Annotated in this window: 16 protein-coding genes; 12 read left to right on the forward strand and 4 right to left on the reverse strand. The window is 72.0% G+C overall.

What is annotated here, in order from left to right:
- The first annotated feature begins 28 nt into the window (after positions 1–28).
- Together argH and lepB are read left to right on the forward strand one after the other, a co-directional pair.
- On the forward strand, positions 29–1,456 hold the full coding sequence (gene argH / locus AB5J87_RS28890; protein ID WP_369380717.1) for an argininosuccinate lyase: 1,428 nt from the start codon (positions 29–31) through the stop codon (positions 1,454–1,456).
- Between the two features lie 121 nt (positions 1,457–1,577).
- Positions 1,578–2,492, forward strand: a complete 915-nt coding sequence (gene lepB / locus AB5J87_RS28895) for a signal peptidase I (protein WP_369380720.1) — start codon at positions 1,578–1,580, stop codon at positions 2,490–2,492.
- Between the two features lie 70 nt (positions 2,493–2,562).
- On the opposite strand, the gene AB5J87_RS28900 is transcribed toward lepB, so the two are convergent.
- On the reverse strand, positions 2,563–3,069 hold the full coding sequence (locus AB5J87_RS28900; protein ID WP_369380723.1) for a DinB family protein: 507 nt from the start codon (positions 3,067–3,069) through the stop codon (positions 2,563–2,565).
- 194 nt (positions 3,070–3,263) lie between these two features.
- Between AB5J87_RS28900 and AB5J87_RS28905 the strand changes: the two genes are divergently transcribed.
- A complete protein-coding gene (locus AB5J87_RS28905) occupies positions 3,264–3,815 on the forward strand; it encodes a TetR/AcrR family transcriptional regulator (protein WP_369380725.1) in 552 nt (183 codons plus the stop codon).
- Entirely contained in the window at positions 3,812–5,356 is a 1,545-nt protein-coding gene (locus tag AB5J87_RS28910; RefSeq protein ID WP_369380727.1) for an MFS transporter, read from the forward strand. Before AB5J87_RS28905 ends, AB5J87_RS28910 begins: the two co-directional genes overlap by 4 nt.
- Before the next feature lie 99 nt (positions 5,357–5,455).
- On the opposite strand, the gene AB5J87_RS28915 is transcribed toward AB5J87_RS28910, so the two are convergent.
- Positions 5,456–6,127 (reverse strand): lysophospholipid acyltransferase family protein, encoded by a 672-nt coding sequence (locus AB5J87_RS28915; protein ID WP_369380730.1) that lies wholly within the window; start codon positions 6,125–6,127, stop codon positions 5,456–5,458.
- Between the two features lie 245 nt (positions 6,128–6,372).
- On the opposite strand from AB5J87_RS28915, the gene AB5J87_RS28920 reads away from it, so the two are divergent.
- The 3 genes from AB5J87_RS28920 to AB5J87_RS28930 all read left to right on the forward strand — a co-directional run bounded on the left by AB5J87_RS28920 (position 6,373) and on the right by AB5J87_RS28930 (position 8,668).
- The gene (locus tag AB5J87_RS28920; protein ID WP_369380733.1) at positions 6,373–7,539 is read left to right on the forward strand and encodes a glycerophosphodiester phosphodiesterase; all 1,167 of its coding nucleotides are present in this window, start codon (positions 6,373–6,375) and stop codon (positions 7,537–7,539) included.
- Positions 7,540–7,633: 94 nt separating this feature from the next.
- A complete protein-coding gene (locus AB5J87_RS28925) occupies positions 7,634–8,128 on the forward strand; it encodes a sigma-70 family RNA polymerase sigma factor (protein ID WP_369380734.1) in 495 nt (164 codons plus the stop codon).
- 36 nt (positions 8,129–8,164) lie between these two features.
- Complete coding sequence (locus tag AB5J87_RS28930; RefSeq protein ID WP_369380735.1) at positions 8,165–8,668, forward strand: GNAT family N-acetyltransferase; 504 nt, start codon at positions 8,165–8,167, stop codon at positions 8,666–8,668.
- Positions 8,669–8,688: 20 nt separating this feature from the next.
- On the opposite strand, the gene AB5J87_RS28935 is transcribed toward AB5J87_RS28930, so the two are convergent.
- The gene (locus AB5J87_RS28935) at positions 8,689–9,129 is read right to left on the reverse strand and encodes a hypothetical protein (protein ID WP_369380736.1); all 441 of its coding nucleotides are present in this window, start codon (positions 9,127–9,129) and stop codon (positions 8,689–8,691) included.
- 2 nt (positions 9,130–9,131) lie between these two features.
- Entirely contained in the window at positions 9,132–9,491 is a 360-nt protein-coding gene (locus AB5J87_RS28940; protein WP_361374866.1) for a hypothetical protein, read from the reverse strand.
- 534 nt (positions 9,492–10,025) lie between these two features.
- On the opposite strand from AB5J87_RS28940, the gene AB5J87_RS28945 reads away from it, so the two are divergent.
- From AB5J87_RS28945 to cbiE, 5 genes are all read left to right on the forward strand, one after another.
- A complete protein-coding gene (locus AB5J87_RS28945; protein WP_369380737.1) occupies positions 10,026–11,081 on the forward strand; it encodes a methionine ABC transporter ATP-binding protein in 1,056 nt (351 codons plus the stop codon).
- The gene (locus AB5J87_RS28950) at positions 11,078–11,746 is read left to right on the forward strand and encodes a methionine ABC transporter permease (RefSeq protein WP_369380739.1); all 669 of its coding nucleotides are present in this window, start codon (positions 11,078–11,080) and stop codon (positions 11,744–11,746) included. Before AB5J87_RS28945 ends, AB5J87_RS28950 begins: the two co-directional genes overlap by 4 nt.
- Positions 11,747–11,814: 68 nt before the next feature.
- Positions 11,815–12,675 carry a MetQ/NlpA family ABC transporter substrate-binding protein gene (locus tag AB5J87_RS28955; RefSeq protein ID WP_369380741.1) on the forward strand — a complete coding sequence of 287 codons (861 nt, stop codon included), beginning with the start codon at positions 11,815–11,817 and terminating at the stop codon, positions 12,673–12,675.
- 172 nt (positions 12,676–12,847) lie between these two features.
- Entirely contained in the window at positions 12,848–13,492 is a 645-nt protein-coding gene (locus tag AB5J87_RS28960) for a GNAT family N-acetyltransferase (RefSeq protein ID WP_369380743.1), read from the forward strand.
- A gap of 114 nt (positions 13,493–13,606) precedes the next feature.
- Entirely contained in the window at positions 13,607–14,824 is a 1,218-nt protein-coding gene (gene cbiE / locus AB5J87_RS28965; protein ID WP_369380745.1) for a precorrin-6y C5,15-methyltransferase (decarboxylating) subunit CbiE, read from the forward strand.
- The last annotated feature ends 37 nt before the right edge of the window (positions 14,825–14,861 follow it).

The raw sequence follows: 14,861 nt of genomic DNA on the forward strand, positions 1-14,861 counted from the left end.
ACATCCACCCTTGTGAGGAGCAACAGCTGTGAGCAGCAACAACGGTGACGTCCGCCTCTGGGGCGGCCGTTTCGCCGACGGTCCCGCCGAGGCGCTGGCGAAGCTGTCCGCGTCGGTCCACTTCGACTGGCGGCTGGCGCCGTACGACATCGCCGGCTCCCGCGCCCACGCGCGCGTGCTGCACACGGCGGGCCTGCTCACGGCCGACGAACTCCAGCGCATGATCGCCGGTCTCGACCTGCTGGAGGCCGATGTCGCCGACGGCTCCTTCACCGGCACCATCGCCGACGAGGACGTGCACACCGCCCTGGAGCGGGGCCTGTTGGAGCGGCTCGGCCCCGACCTCGGCGGCAAGCTGCGGGCCGGCCGCTCCCGCAACGACCAGGTGGCCACCCTCTTCCGGATGTACCTGCGCGACCACGCCCGGATCATCGGCGGGCTGGTCGCCGAGCTCCAGGACGCGCTGGTCGGCCTCGCCGAGGCGCACCCGGACGTGGCGATGCCCGGCCGCACCCACCTCCAGCACGCCCAGCCGGTCCTCTTCGCCCACCACGTACTGGCGCACGTCCAGTCGCTGTCGCGGGACGCCGAGCGGCTGCGGCAGTGGGACACGCGCACGGCGGTCTCGCCGTACGGCTCGGGCGCGCTCGCGGGCAGCAGCCTGGGCCTGGACCCCGAGGCGGTGGCCCGGGACCTCGGCTTCGAGCACGGCAGCGTCGGCAACTCCATCGACGGCACGGCCTCGCGGGACTTCGTGGCGGAGTTCGCCTTCATCACCGCGATGATCGGCGTCAACCTCTCCCGGATCGCCGAGGAGGTCATCATCTGGAACACGAAGGAGTTCTCCTTCGTCACCCTGCACGACGCCTTCTCCACCGGCTCCTCGATCATGCCGCAGAAGAAGAACCCGGACATCGCGGAGCTGGCGCGCGGCAAGTCCGGCCGGCTGATCGGCAACCTCACCGGGCTGCTGGCGACGCTGAAGGCGCTGCCGCTGGCGTACAACCGTGACCTCCAGGAGGACAAGGAGCCGGTCTTCGACTCCTGCGACCAGCTGGAGGTCCTGCTCCCCGCGTTCACCGGCATGATGGCGACCCTCACGGTCAACCGGGAGCGGATGGAGGAGCTGGCGCCCGCGGGCTTCTCGCTCGCCACCGACATCGCCGAATGGCTGGTCAAGCAGGGCGTGCCGTTCCGGGTGGCGCACGAGGTCGCGGGGGAGTGCGTCAAGGCCGCCGAGGCGGACGGCAAGGAGCTCGACGAGCTGACCGACGAGCAGTTCGCGAAGATCTCCGACCGGCTCACCCCGCAGGTGCGCACCGTCCTCGACGTCCCCGGCGCGCTGGCCTCGCGCAACGGCCGCGGCGGCACCGCCCCCTCCGCCGTCGCCGTGCAACTCGCCGAGGTGAAGGCCGACCTGGCGGTCCAGCACGCCTGGGCCACCGCCAAGGGGTAGGACCCGCGGTACGGGGTGTGCGCGCCGCGCATGCCCCGTACGGATGGAGTGCGCCGCCGATGTCGATCAGCGGCACCCGTTTCGTGCGACCATTGGTTCCTTCAGCGGTGAGGGAGTGGACGTGGGGGACGTGGCGGTCGGCGCGCAAGAAGGACACGGAGAGGCCGAGCGGCCCCAGGAGGGACCCGAGGGGCTGGACCGGCCCGTGGGTCCCGGGGGGCCGGCGGACCCCGCGCACCCGGGCGAGGAGGCGGCCGAGCCCGCCGCCGAGGCGCCGAAGGCCAAGCGGCAGCGCTCCTTCTGGAAGGAGCTGCCGCTGCTCATCGGCATCGCGCTGGTGCTGGCGCTGCTGATCAAGACGTTCCTGGTGCAGGCGTTCTCGATCCCCTCGGACTCGATGCAGAACACCCTCCAGCGCGGCGACCGCGTCCTGGTCGACAAACTCACGCCCTGGTTCGGCTCGAAGCCGGAGCGCGGCGAGGTCGTCGTCTTCCACGACCCGGGCAACTGGCTCCAGGGCGAGCCCACCCCGCAGCCCAACGCCGTCCAGAAGGTGCTCAGCTTCGTCGGGCTCATGCCGTCCGCCGAGGAGAAGGACCTGATCAAGCGGGTCGTCGCGGTCGGCGGTGACACCGTCGAGTGCAAGGGCACCGGCCCCCTGAAGGTCAACGGCCACGCCCTGAACGAGCCGTACGTCTTCGCCGGGAACACCCCGTGCAGCACGGACCCGGAGAGCCAGTTCAAGGTGACCGTGCCCAAGGACCGCATCTGGGTCATGGGCGACCACCGGCAGAACTCGGCGGACTCCCGCTACCACCAGGACCAGCCGGGCGGCGGCTCGGTGCCGGTCGACAAGGTGGTGGGCCGCGCGCTGGTGGTCGCCTGGCCGCTGGACCGGCTGAACACGCTCCCGGTGCCCAGCACCTTCGGCCAGTCGGGCATCGGCACGGTGGCCGCCGCCGCGCCGGGCGCGCTCGGTCTGCTGGGCGCCGCCCCGATCGTGCTGCTGCGCAGGCGGCGCCGCGCGAGCCGCTGACGCCTGCGACCGGGCCCAGGGCCGGACGCTCCCCGACGGGAGGGTCCGGCCCTTCGCCGTGTCCGGACCGCTACGCCCCGACGGTCCCGTCGATGCCCTCGCGCAGGAAGTCGGCGTGGCCGTTGTGGCGCGCGTACTCCAGCAGGACGTGCACCAGCACCAGCCGCAGCGAGACGTCGGTGTCCCAGCGGGCCGCGTGCACGACCGTGTCCAGGGAGGCGGCCTCCCGTTCGATGCGGCGGGAGTGCTCCACCTCGGCCTGCCAGCGGGCGAAGGCGTCGGCGCGGGTGGCGCCGCTCGCGTCGTACGCCACCTGGTAGTCGTTCTCGTCCGAGTAGACGAGCGCGATGTCCTCGGCATGGACGACCTTGCGGAACCAGGTGCGCTCGACCTCCGCCATGTGCCGCACCAGGCCGAGCAGGGAGAGCGTGGACGGCGGCATCGAGGTGGTGCGGAGCTGCTCGTCGGTGAGGCCCTCGCACTTCATCGCGAGCGTCGCGCGGTGGTAGTCCAGGAAGGCCCGCAGCGTCTCGCGCTCGTCGGCGAGCAGGGGCGGCGCGACGCGGTCGTCGGTCACGGATGGTTCCTTTCGAGGGGGCGGTCAGTGCGGGACCAGGCTATTGAGCGGGGACCGACCGGTCGATCGATTAGTTCCACCAGGGGTCAGGGGTCAGGGGCCAGGGGCGGGCTCGGTGGGCGGTTGTGCTCGACCGATGAGGTGTCAGTGCTCCGAATGAGACATTGACGTCTCATTCAGGCTATGGTTGTCTCATGACTGTGGACCGTGACCAGGTGCTGCGTACGGCGGCGGCCCTGCTCTCCCGTAAAGCGACCGCCACGATGGACGAGGTGGCGCGCGCCGCCGGCATCGGGCGGGCCACCCTGCACCGCCACTTCGCCGGACGGGACGCGCTGGTGCGCGCGCTGGAGGCACAGAGCATCCGCCAGCTGGAGGGCGCCATGGACGCCGCCCGGCTCGACGAGGGGTCCGCCCCCGACGCGCTGCGGCGGCTGGTCGCCGAGGTCGAGCCCGCGGCCGGGCTGCTCTCCTTCCTGGTCACCGAGAACCAGCTCTTCGAGGGCGACCGCGTGAACGAGGGGTGGGCCCGTCTGGACGCCCGCGTCGCCGCGCTCTTCCGGCGCGGCCAGGAGCAGGGCGACTTCCGCATCGACCTCACCCCGGCCTGGCTCACCGAGGCGCTCTACGGCCTCATCGGCACCTGCGCCTGGGCCGTGCAGGACGGCCGGGTCGCGGGCAAGGACTTCCAGTACATGATCGTCGAGTTGCTGCTCGGCGGAGCACGACGGAGCGTGGAGAAATGACCAGTACCGACCGGTTGGCCGAGACGGGCCACGAGGCGCGCCACCCGGGCCGCTGGCTGGCGCTCGCCGTCCTCGTCCTCGCCGTGCTGCTCGTCGCGGTCGACGCGACCGTGCTGGGCCTCGCCACCCCGTTCCTCAGCGAGGACCTCAAGCCCTCCGGCCCGCAGCTGCTGTGGATCGGTGACGTCTACTCGTTCGTCATCGCCGGTCTGCTCGTCTCCATGGGCAGCCTCGGCGACCGCATCGGCCGCAAGCGGCTGCTGCTCTGCGGCGCCGTGGCCTTCGGCGCGGTCTCGGTGCTCAACGCCTACGCCTCCAGCCCCGAGATGATGATCGCCGCACGGGCGCTGCTCGGTGTGGCGGGCGCGACCCTGATGCCGTCCACCCTGGCGCTGATCCGGAACATCTTCCACGACCCGCGCGAGCGCAGCCTGGCCGTCGGCATCTGGGGCGCCGCGGCCTCGGCGGGCGCGGCGGTCGGCCCGGTCGTCGGCGGCTTCCTGCTGGAGAACTTCTGGTGGGGCTCGGTCTTCCTGATCAATCTGCCGGTGATGGCCGTGCTCGTGCTCGTCGGCATCAAGCTGCTCCCCGAGTCCCGCAACCCCGCCCCGGGGCCGTGGGACCTGCTCAGCGTGGTGCTCTCGCTCGTCGGCATGGTCGCGATCGTGTACGCGGTCAAGGAGGCGGCGGTGAACGGCTTCGGCTGGGAGATCGCCGCGGTGGGCCTGCTCGGCGTGCTGGCGCTCGTCTGGTTCGTACGCCGCCAGCTGACGCTCGCCTCACCCCTGCTGGACATGCGGCTCTTCCACAACCGGGGCTTCTCCGCCGCCGTCCTGGCCGATCTGCTGACCATCCTGGGCCTGTCCGGACTGGTCTTCTTCCTCTCGCAGTTCCTCCAGCTGGTCCAGGTGCGCTCGCCGCTGGAGGCCGGTCTGATCGAACTGCCGGCGGCCGTCGGCGCGGTGGGCGCGGGGCTCGCGGCGGGCTATCTGGCCCGCCGGGCCTCGGTGCGCAGCGCGGTGGCCGCGGGACTCGCGGCGGTGGGCGCGGCCCTGGCGGCCTGTATGGCCATATCGGCCGGCACGGGCGTCCTGGCGCTCGGCGTCGCCCTCTTCGTGGGCGGCCTCGGCGCCGGTCTCGCCTTCACGGTCACCGCGGACGTGATCCTCTCCAGCGTGCCGAAGGAGCAGGCGGGTTCGGCCTCGGCCGTCTCGGAGACCGCGTACGAGCTGGGCGCCGCGCTGGGCATCGCGCTGCTGGGGTCCGTGGTGACCGGCATCTACCGGGACTTCACCGCGCCCCCGGGCCTGCCCGCGGACGTGTCCGCCTCGGCCCACGACTCGCTGGGCGGCGCGGTCGAGGCGGCGGCGACGCTGCCGCCCGAGCAGGCGGCCCCGATGCTGTCCGCCGCCCGGGACGCGTTCACGGACGGCTTCCAGACGGCGGCGGCGGTGGGCAGCGCGGTGCTGTTCGCCACGGCGGTGGCGGCCTGGTTCCTGCTGCGGGGCCAGCGCCTGGAGGAGGGCCTGGAGCACCCGTGACCCCCTTGCGGGGCGCGGGGACCGCACGCAGGACGGCCCGCGGCCGGAGGACCGACAGTCCTTTGGCCGCGGGCCGTCCTGCGTGGGCCGGTCGCGCGGCTACGCGGCCTTCGCCTTCGTGGCGTACATGTCGACGTACTCCTGGCCGGACAGCCGCATGACCTCCGCCATCACGGAGTCGGTGACCGCCCGCAGCACATAGCGGTCGCGGTCCATGCCCTCGTACCGGGAGAACTCCATCGGCTCGCCGAACCGGACCGTCACCTTGCCCGGCCGGGGCAGCCCGGCCCCGCCCGGCTGGATCTTGTCGGTGCCGATCATGGCGAACGGGACGACGGGCGCGCCGGTCATCAGGGTCAGCCGGGCGATGCCGGTGCGGCCCCGGTACAGCCGGCCGTCGGGGGAGCGGGTGCCCTCGGGGTAGATGCTGAACACCTTCCCCTCCTCCAGGACCTGACGGCCCGTCATCAGCGCGGCGACACCGCCGTGCCCGCCGTCGCGGTTGACCGGGATCATGCCGACGCCGGTGAAGAACCACGCCATCAGACGGCCCTTGAGGCCCTTGCCCGTGACGTACTCGTCCTTGCCGATGAAGAACACCTGACGGTCCAGGCAGATCGGCAGGATCATCGAGTCGATGAAGGTCAGATGGTTGCCCGCGAGGATCACCGGCCCCGTGCCGGGGATCTTCTCCACGCCCTCCACCTGCGGGCGGAACATCAGACGCATGATCGGTCCGAGCACTGCCTTGATGAGCGCGAGTCGGGACAACTCTTCCTCCGGGTTCGTGGGCTGACGGGGTCTGCGCGGGCCGAGGGCGGCGCAGGTGAGGACGATACTCGCGGGTCACCTCTGATCGCACATCGGGTTCACGGAGTGGATACGCGATGTTGACGTGAGTTTGCGCCACGTTGGTCCGCGCTTGGCCGGGAGGGCTCCCGCAGGTAAGGGGCGTCCGCCTACGCTCGACCCCTTCCACCTGGCAGGACTCGGCAGAACTCGGCGAAGGAGCCTTCATGACACAGGGTGAGCGGATGAGCCCCGGGCGGCGCACCCTCCTCGGCGCGGCCGTACTCGGCACGGCGGCGGCCGGACTGCCCGCCGCGGCGGCGCAGGCGCGGCCCCGGGAGCGGCAGGACGCGGCGGGCCGCCACGGCTCGTACAAGGACCTGCCGGTCCCGTACGTCATCGGTCACCGCGGCACCGCCGGCTACCGGCCGGAGCACACCCTCGGCTCGTACCAGCTGGCCCTCGACTCGGGCGCCCACGTGATCGAGCAGGACCTGGTCCCCACCAAGGACGGACACCTGGTCTGCCGTCACGAGAACGACATCACCGCCACCACCGATGTCGCCGACCGCCGCGAGTTCGCCGGGCGCAAGGCCACCAAGACCGTGGACGGCACCGCCGTCACCGGCTGGTTCACCGAGGACTTCACGCTCGCCGAGCTGAAGACCCTGCGGGCCAAGGAGCGGCTGCCGGCCGTGCGCCAGCGCAACACGCTCTACGACGGCCGCTGGTCCGTGCCCACCTTCGAGGAGGTCCTCCAGTGGGCCGAGCGCGAGGGCCGCCGGCTGGGCCGCCGGATCTGGCTGCACACCGAGACCAAGCACCCCACGTACTTCCGCCGGCTCGGCCTGCCGCTCGAGGACCGGGTGGCCGGGCTGCTGCGCCGGTACGGGCGCCACCGCGCCGACTCCCCGCAGTTCCTCCAGTCGTTCGAGCCGAGCAGCATCCAGCGGCTGAGCCGGCTGGTGGACACCCCGGGGGTGGTGCTGCTCTCCGGCACCGGCACCAAGCCGTGGGACTTCGTGGTGAGCGGCGACCCGCGCACCACCGACGACCTGGTCAAGCCCGCGGGCCTGAAGTGGATCGCCTCCTACGCGCGGGGCATCGGCCCGACCCTCGACCTGATCATCCCCAAGGACGCGGCGGGCCGCCTCACCGAGCCGACCACGCTGGTCGCCGACGCCCATGCGCGCGGGCTGGTCCTGCACCCGTACACGATGCGCAACGAGAACACCTTCCTGCCGGCCGAGTACCGGCGGGGCACCGACCCCAATGCCTACGGCGACGCGTTCGGGGCGTTCAAGACGTACTTCGCGACCGGCATCGACGCGGTCTTCTCCGACAACGCGGACACGGCGCTCCTCGCCGCGGCCGACTTCCGCGCGGGGCGCTAGGCGCCCGCCTCGCACTCGCGTACGGGCCCGCACTTACGGGTGACATGCGACCGCCGTCGAAACCGTCCTCGGCGGCGGTCGCGTCCCGCCCGGCATGGACCTCGTCAAAGAGCTGAGCCCGCTGCTGGCCGCCGAGGCCGCCGCCGAGGCGCCGGGTGCCGGAGTCGACCCCGCCGACCTCGAACAGGACGTCTGGGTGCGGCTCCTGGAGAGCCGTCCGGCGGACCCCGTGCCCTGGGTGCGCTGGGCCGTTCGGGCGGAAGTGCGCCGGGCCCGCAGACGGGCCCGCAACGAACAGCCGTTCGCCGCCGAACCGGCCGCGGACCCGGAAACGGGCCCCGAGCGCACGGTTCTCAGCGAGGAGCTGAGCCGGGCGCTGCGTACGGCCGTGGCCAGAACTCCCGGGAACTGTCCCCGGCTGCTGACCGCACTTCTGTCGCCCAGCGACCCCACTTACCGAGAAATCGCAGGGGAGTTGGATATCTCACAGGGGAGTCTGGGGCCGATGCGTTCCCGTTGCCTGGGATGCCTGCGCAGAATGCTCGCGGCGGAGGTTGCGGCTCCTGGCCTGCGGGGAATGGAGCGTTAGACAACCGGCGGACAGGTGAGCGGAAGGCATGCACACATGGGCATGAGCGTGACCATCTCTGCGGCGCGTGAAGGCGACTGCGAGCAGATCCTCAAGCTTCAGTACCTCTGCTACCAGAGCGAGGCGGAGCTGTACGGCGACTACTCCATCGAGCCGCTCACCCAGACCCTCGACGGCCTGCGCGCCGAGCTCGGCGGCGGCTACGCGCTGGTGGCCCGGCTCGGCGACGAGGTGGTCGCCTCCGTGCGCGGCAGCGTCGACGCGTCGGGGACCGGCCGGATCGACAAGCTGATCGTGCACCCCCGGATGCAGGGCCACGGGCTGGGGGGCCGGCTGCTCGACGCCATAGAGCGTCACTTCGCGGGCGAGCTGTCCGCCAAGCGGTTCCGGCTCTTCACCGGCCACCGCAGCGAGTCCAACCTGCGCCTGTACCGCAAGCACGGCTACGCGCCGGTGGCCACCGAGCCGGTGAGCCCCGGCCTGTCGCTGGTCACCCTGGAGAAGGAGGCGACGGCCCGCCAGTTCGTGGCCAGCGCCTAGTACGCCGGGCCGCCGCCGAATCAGGCGGCGGCCGTCCTGTTGCGGCGCAGCCACAGCATGCCGAGGACCGGCAGGATCACCGGGATCAGCAGATAGCCCGCGCCGTAGTCCGACCACACCGTGGCGTCCGGGAACGCCGACTTGTCCGCCAGCGTCCAGGTGCCCACGGTCAGCACGAAGACCAGCTCGGCCGCGCAGCACACCAGCGCGGTGCGCCGCAGCCGCTCGCCGCCGCGCACCAGCGAGTACGTGATGAACCCGTAGACCACGGCGGCCACGGCGGACAGCACGTACGCCAGCGGCGCCCTGCCGAAGTCCTGGATCATCTGGACGGCCGAGCGCGAGGCGGCGGCCACGGTGAACACCCCGTAGAACCAGACCAGCACCCGGCCCGGGCCGCTGCCCAGCTTCTTGGGGGCGGACTCGTTCCGCCCGGTGGATTCGGTGGCGGGCTCGGCCACGGTCACCCTCCCCAGATGTCGTAGAGACGCACTTCGAGGACCGCGAGCACCACCGCGCCGGCCGAGACCGTCACCGAGCCCCACTTGGTCCGCTCGCTCAGCGAGAGCAGCCCGGCGGCCGGGACCGCCGCGAACGAGCCCACCAGATAGGCGATGAAGATCGCCATCCCCTGGTCGGGCCGCTCGCCCCGGCCGAGCTGGACGACGCCGACCACCAGCTGGGCCAGGGCCAGCACCGAGACGACGGCCATGCCGATGAAGTGCCAGTCCTTGGTGGGCTGGTCCCGGTAGGCGGCGAAGCCGCACCAGGCGGCGAGGGCGAGCGCGGCGGCGGCGACCGCGACCGTCAGGGCGTCAAGCATGGGAACGAGCGTATTACGGCCCGAAGCGCCCGATGCGCCCGGCCCGGCCGCCGTGGCCTTGGCCACAGGGCGGCGGCGCGGGCGTCCCCGCCGCCGGGCCCGCTCCCGGGGCGCGGACCGCCGCGTCGGCCCAGGCCAGAGGGGGGAAAGAGGTATTCCGGCGGCCCGGAGCGGCGCGCCGGGGCGGTGGCGGGTGGCCCCCGTTCCGTCCGTATGACGACCGGATGATGTCCGCTATTCGGACAACTCTGATCGGTCCTTCGCTCCTTCTGCTTTACTTCATTCATGACCACGACGAGCAGCCGCACCCTTGCGACCGAGGCGATGACCGCGCCCGGTGCTCGTTGTATGTGTCGAATGTGCGCCTTCTGAGGGCCCCCGCCTGAGCCTCGCGCCCCGAAGCGAGACCCATGAGCCATGCCCGCGCACACCTGCCTCCCCGGTTACCACCGATGTGGCTGTGACGCGTCCCGAACACGAATGCCCCGTGCCCGGCGGACACCGCGCCGCGCACTCGACAGTGACGGAAATCCTGTGATCACCACTACGGGCCTCACCAAGGTCTATCAGTCGCGCGGCCGAGAGGTCACCGCCCTCGACGGCGTCGACCTGCACGTCCGCGAGGGCGAGGTCTTCGGCGTCATCGGCCAGAGCGGCGCCGGAAAGTCCTCCCTCATCCGCTGTGTGAACCTCCTGGAGCGGCCGACCACCGGCACGGTGACCGTCGACGGCGTCGACCTCACGGCCCTGGCCGGCCGCGGCCGGCGCGCCGGCAAGGAGCTGCGCCGGGCGCGCAGCCGCATCGGCATGGTCTTCCAGCACTTCAACCTGCTGTCCGCGCGCAATGTGCAGGACAACATCGAGCTGCCCCTGGAGATCCTCGGCGTCTCCGGCAAGGAGCGCTCGCGCAAGGCCCTCGAACTCCTCGACCTGGTCGGCCTCGCCGACAAGGCCAAGGCGTACCCCGCCCAGCTCTCCGGCGGCCAGAAGCAGCGCGTCGGCATCGCCCGCGCCCTGGCCGGCGACCCCAAGGTGCTGCTCTCCGACGAGGCGACCAGCGCCCTCGACCCGGAGACCACCCGCTCGATCCTCCAGCTGCTGCGCGACCTCAACCAGCAGCTCGGCCTCACCGTCCTGCTGATCACCCACGAGATGGACGTCGTCAAGACGGTCTGCGACTCGGCCGCGCTGATGAAGGGCGGCCGGATCGTGGAGTCCGGCACGGTCGGCGAGCTGCTCGCCACCCCCGGCTCCGAGCTCGCCACCGAGCTGTTCCCGGTCACCGGCGAGGCCACCGGCCCCGAGCGGACCGTCGTGGACGTCACCTTCCACGGCGAGGCCGCCACCCAGCCGGTGATCTCCCAGCTGTCCCGTACGTACAACATCGACATCTCGATCCTCGGCGCCGCCATGGACACCGTCGGCGGCCGGCAGATCGGCCGGATGCGCATCGAGCTGCCCGGACGGTACGAGGAGAACGTCGTCCCGGTCGGCTTCCTGCGCGAGCAGGGGCTCCAGGTCGACGTGGTCGACGCCGAAGTGGAAATCCCGGCGCAGGCCGCCGCGCTGGTCAAGGAAGGTGCCAAGTGAGCTGGTCCGAGATGCAGCCGCTGCTGTCCCAGGGAACCGTCGACACCCTCTACATGGTGCTGTGGTCCACCCTCGTCACGGTCGCGGGCGGACTGCCGCTGGGCGTCCTGCTGGTCCTGACCGACAAGGGCGGGCTGCTCCAGAACCGCCCGCTGAACAAGGTCATCGGCGTGATCGTGAACATCGGCCGCTCGATGCCGTTCATCATCCTGCTGATCGCGCTGATCCCGTTCACCACCTGGGTGGTCGGCACCTTCATCGGCCCGACCGCGATGATCGTCCCGCTGGCCGTCGGCGCCATCCCGTTCTTCGCCCGGCTGGTGGAGACCGCGATTCGCGAGGTGGACCACGGTCTGGTCGAGGCCGTCCAGTCGATGGGCGGCGGGGTGCCGACCATCGTGGGGAAGGTGCTGCTCCCGCAGGCCCTGCCCTCGCTGATCGCCGGACTCACCACCACCGTGATCACCCTGGTCAGCTACTCGGCGATGGCCGGCGCGGTCGGCGGCGAGGGCCTCGGCTCCAAGGCCATCACCTACGGCTTCCAGCGCTTCGAGACGCAGTTCATGCTCATCACCGTCGCGGTCCTGATCGCCATCGTCACCGTGGTCCAGCTGCTCGGCGACGGCGCCGTGCGGCTGCTGGCCCGCCGGGGCCGCACCTCCTGAACCTCCTCCCCAGAGCCCGCACTCCTTGTCCGGGCGATCCACCGCACCACCAGAAAGAGGCACTTTTCGTGCGTAAGAACATCAAGCTCACCGTCGCCGCCGCGGCCACCGCCGCCCTCGCCCTCGGCCTCACCGCCTGCGGCACCTCCTCCGACCCCAAGTCGTCGAGCGCCAAGGGCGCCTCGGCCGACACCTCCAAGGCGCTCGTCGTCGCCGCGTCCCCGACGCCGCACGCCGACATCCTGAACTTCGTGAAGAAGAACCTCGCGGAGAAGGCCGGACTCAAGCTGGAGGTGAAGGAGTTCACGGACTACGTCCTGCCGAACACCGCCACCCAGCAGGGCCAGGTCGACGCCAACTTCTTCCAGCACAAGCCGTACCTGGACGACTTCAACAAGAAGAACCACACGACGATCGTCCCCGTCGTGAACGTGGAGCTGGAGCCGCTCGGCCTCTACTCCAAGAAGGTCAAGTCGGTCAAGGAGATCACCTCCGGCCAGACGATCGCCGTCCCCAACGACACCACCAACGAGGGCCGCGCCCTCCAGCTGCTCGCGGGCAACGGCCTGATCACCCTCAAGGACGGCGTCGGCACCTCCGCCAAGCTCTCCGACATCAAGGACAGCAAGGGCCTGAAGTTCAAGGAGATCGAGGCCGCCACGCTGCCCCGCGCCCTGAACGACGTCGACGCCGCCGTCATCAACGGCAACTACGCCATCGAGGCCAAGCTCAGCCCGGCCAAGGACGCGCTCGTCCTGGAGAAGGCGGAGGGCAACCCGTACGCCAACTTCCTCGCCGTCAAGAAGGGCGAGGAGGCCGACCCGCGGATCCAGAAGCTCGCCAAGCTCCTGAACTCCGACGAGGTCAAGAAGTTCATCCAGGACAAGTACCAGGGCTCGGTCATCCCGGCCTTCGGCGCCGCGTCCTGACGCTCCGGGACGGTTCCCGAGGTGACGCCGGGGCCCCGCACGCCGAACGGTGTGCGGGGCCCCGGCGCGCCCGCCCCGCCCGGGCGCGTGCCCCGGCCATGCACGTCCTCGGCCCGATGCTGCATGCTGTGCCTTTACGGCCTGACGACCGTCCCCCGGCATGGAGCGGAACATGACTAGCCAGACCCCGGTCTTCCCGGACATCTCCATCAGCACCGACCGGCTGGTGCTGCGCCCGATGGACGAGGACGACATCCCCGACCTGGCCGCCATGATGAACGACGACCTCGTCGCCGCCTGGACCGCCGTGCCGCAGCCCTACACGGAGGCCGCCGCCCGCACCTGGGTCACCGAGTACGCCCCGGCCCAGCGCGCCGCCGGGCGCGGCATCGACTTCGCCGTCACCGAGCTCCTCACCCAGCGCCTCGTCGGCGTCGTCCAGCTCGACGGGACCGACTGGCGGGTGCGCTCCGCCCAGATCTCGTACATCATCGCGCCCTGGGCCCGCGGCGAGGGCTATGCCTGCGAGGCCGCCCTGGCCACCGCCCAATGGCTCTTCCGCGCCCAGGAGTTCGAGCGGATGGAGCTGCGGACCGCCGCCGACAACACCGCCTCCCAGCAGGTCGCGCAGAAGATCGGCTGCATCAGCGAGGGCGTGCTGCGCAACGCCTGCATAGCGCGGACGCAGACTGCGGACGGAGGCTGGACGGACATCCGCACCGACATGATCGTGTGGAGCCTGCTGCCCGAGGACCTGGAGGGCGCCGCCGACCAGCTCGCGGACGCCGGATACGCCTCGTACGCCGACTGGAACTGACCCGGCGACCGCCCGCACGAGCCTGCCCCCGGGCGGCCCGCACCAGGTACCCTCACCGTGGCCGGGCCCAGTGGGGCCGCCCCGACCTGCGACAACTCCAGGAGACTGACGACGATGGCCGACCGCGTCACGGTGATCGGCTGGGACGGCTCGCCCCTCACCGCAGCGGCCAGGTCCGCGCTGTCCGCCGCCACCCTGGTGGCCGGGGCCGCCCACCACCTGGCGCTGCCCGAAGTGCCCCCGCGCGCCGAGCGGATCCGGCTCGGCAGCGTCGACCTCGCCGCCCGCCGCATCGCCGGACACCGGGGCAGCGCCGTGGTCCTCGCCGACGGCGACCCGGGGTTCTTCGGCGTCGTCCGCACCCTGCGCGCCCCCGAGCACGGCCTGGAGGTCGAAGTGGTGCCCGCCGTCTCCTCGGTGGCCGCCGCGTTCGCCCGGGCCGCGATGCCGTGGGACGACGCCGAGATCGTGGTCGCCCACCCGCGTACGCTGCGCCGGGCCGTCAACGTCTGCCGGGCGCACACCAAGGTCGCCGTCCTCACCTCGCCGGGCGCCGGGCCCGCCGAACTCGCCCTGCTCCTCGACGGCGTCCACCGCACCTTCGTCATCTGCGAGGAGCTGGGCAGCGACCGCGAGCAGGTCACCGTCCTCACCTCGGACAAGGTCCCCGACCACGCCTGGCGCGACCCCAACGTGGTCATCGTGATCGGCGGCGGCCACGGCGCCGCGCCGGGCCCGGGCTGGATCGCCGGCCGCGAACCGGCCCCCGCGCGAGGGGTCCGGGGCTGGGCGCTGCCCGCCCACGAGTACGGGGAGGGGCTCGGCGCGGGCGAATCCGCCGACCTGCGCGCCGCCCAGCTCGCCCGGCTCGGGCCCCGCACCGGCGACCTGGTCTGGGACATCGGCTGCGGCGCCGGGGCGCTCGCCGCCGAGGCCGCCCGGTTCGGCGCCGCCGTCATCGCCGTCGACGCCGATCCGGCCGCCTGCGCCCGCACCGAGTCCACCGCCCGCCGCTTCGGCGTCCAGCTCCAGGTCGTCGCGGGCCGCGCCCCGCACGTCCTGGAGTCGCTGCCCGAGCCCGACGTCGTGCGCGTCGGGGGCGGGGGAGCGGAGGTGGTCGCCGCGTGCGCCGACCGCCGCCCGGAGCGCATCGTCGCGCACGCCGCCACCCGCGACGGCGCCGAGGCCATCGGGGCCGCCCTCGAAGCCGGCGGGTACGACGTGGAGTGCGCCCTGCTGCAATGCGTCGACCTGGACACGAGTGCCTGGTCGGAACGCGAACGCTCGGTCGCTTTCCTGCTCTCCGGAAGGCGGAGGGAAAGGTCCCCGTGATCTCTCCGGCGTGTCGTCCGGGGTAGGCTGGCCGACT

It is taken from the genome of Streptomyces sp. cg36, assembly GCF_041080675.1.
In the GTDB taxonomy this organism is placed as follows: domain Bacteria; phylum Actinomycetota; class Actinomycetes; order Streptomycetales; family Streptomycetaceae; genus Streptomyces.

Coding starts and splice junctions, on each gene's coding strand:
- AB5J87_RS28905 (WP_369380725.1), top strand. CDS start 3,264: ATGACTGTGGACCGTGACCAGGTGCTGCGTACGGCGGCGGCCCTGCTC.
- AB5J87_RS28910 (WP_369380727.1), top strand. CDS start 3,812: ATGACCAGTACCGACCGGTTGGCCGAGACGGGCCACGAGGCGCGCCAC.
- AB5J87_RS28920 (WP_369380733.1), top strand. CDS start 6,373: ATGACACAGGGTGAGCGGATGAGCCCCGGGCGGCGCACCCTCCTCGGC.
- AB5J87_RS28925 (WP_369380734.1), top strand. CDS start 7,634: ATGGACCTCGTCAAAGAGCTGAGCCCGCTGCTGGCCGCCGAGGCCGCC.
- AB5J87_RS28930 (WP_369380735.1), top strand. CDS start 8,165: ATGGGCATGAGCGTGACCATCTCTGCGGCGCGTGAAGGCGACTGCGAG.
- AB5J87_RS28940 (WP_361374866.1), bottom strand. CDS start 9,491: ATGCTTGACGCCCTGACGGTCGCGGTCGCCGCCGCCGCGCTCGCCCTC.
- AB5J87_RS28960 (WP_369380743.1), top strand. CDS start 12,848: ATGACTAGCCAGACCCCGGTCTTCCCGGACATCTCCATCAGCACCGAC.
- cbiE (WP_369380745.1), top strand. CDS start 13,607: ATGGCCGACCGCGTCACGGTGATCGGCTGGGACGGCTCGCCCCTCACC.